Source organism: Microbulbifer okhotskensis, assembly GCF_023895975.1.
Classification (GTDB): domain Bacteria; phylum Pseudomonadota; class Gammaproteobacteria; order Pseudomonadales; family Cellvibrionaceae; genus Microbulbifer; species Microbulbifer okhotskensis.
Genome location: NZ_JALBWM010000286.1, coordinates 1 through 1,345 on the forward strand (window position 1 = coordinate 1; position 1,345 = coordinate 1,345).

The 1,345-nt window shown below is 41.8% G+C and carries 1 protein-coding gene; it reads right to left on the reverse strand.

The features are described 5' to 3' along the window. Positions 1 to 351: 351 nt before the first annotated feature. Entirely contained in the window at positions 352 to 1,044 is a 693-nt protein-coding gene (locus tag MO867_RS22085; protein WP_252473188.1) for a hypothetical protein, read from the reverse strand. Between the last annotated feature and the right edge of the window lie 301 nt (positions 1,045 to 1,345).

Sequence of the window (1,345 nt, forward strand, 5' to 3'; positions counted from 1 at the left end):
TTAGACAAGATAATTACAGTCACGATTTAAGCTGATTTATATGGGACAGCCCTGGCTCGAACCTCACTATTCTCAGTGGCATCGTAATACTCATTTAGCTCTTTGCTAGACATAACCTTCTCGAGAAATGGACGTTATAATATATAACCCAAACCATAGTGAAGCAGCGATTTCTAATCTCAACGTGTCATTTTTATTTACCAGAAGGAATGGATAAAAAATATGCCTTTAAATCACGCTTAAGAGATCTTCCTTCGAGAATGCCACTTTTCCAGACATGCTGCTTAGCCTCTCACGTTGCAACAAATATGATGTACAATAATACGTCAGCCCAGCAATAGATATCCATTATTATAATATTTCAAACACACTATCAAAGCTTTTCCCACTACGAATAAGCGCCAATTTTTCATACACGTTTGAATGCTCTATAGCTTCAACAGCCAGCCTGGATGCCAAATAATTTCTATGGACATTATCTCCAGAAAAGAACTCTCTTCCTGTATTCAGCTGCTTGACCGTTTCGATTGTAGCTTGATTTACATTAATGTTATCAACTAAAAAAGATGACCGCTGGTCAATTATTAAGGCCACACCTTCATTAAACCACACTGGAATCTCTAGCCAATGGGTAAGCCAGCCGACTCGATACCCTACTTCCGCATGAACCAATTCATGTGCAGCAACATCCACGTTTTGCCCCTTTGGAGCAAGGACGATACACGCCCCCAAGGGAATATAGTGAGTAGTGGCGGTTGAATTCGCTCCCAACCTGGCAGCTTCTTCACGCCTTGCTGTAAGTATAATTCTGGGCGAAGACATCATAGGCCCAAAGGTTACACCCACCCTTTCCCTGGCCTCTAAAATAATTTCTAAAATTTTACTGACATTTTCAATACCCGGTGATATAAAAATATCAGGCGCCACTTCCTCATAATCCAAGAATTGTACAGCCGCGCATGCCATCACATATCTCTGTGAAACAAGTGTAACAACTGCTAATACAGAGAAAAGGCCAGCAATCACAAGCTTCACTTTATACACGGAGTCTCCTTATAAAACATGATAGTGGAACATCTCGCCTAGCAATCCAACCATATAGCACTTCAGTATGTGACGCCTCAGTTATACGATTATCTGCGCAGTAGAATCTACATATGGACATCGATCGTGTTAAAAACACGCACTTGCCAGGATTTTCTTTCCTGAGTAACACCACTACTTCTCGATTGTGCACTCGCTATAGCCCAGATATTTTTCCACCGCTGATTCACGCCAGCTGCCCCCCCCCCCCAGGGCTGTCCCATATAAATCAGCTTAAATCGTGACTGTAATTATCTTGTCT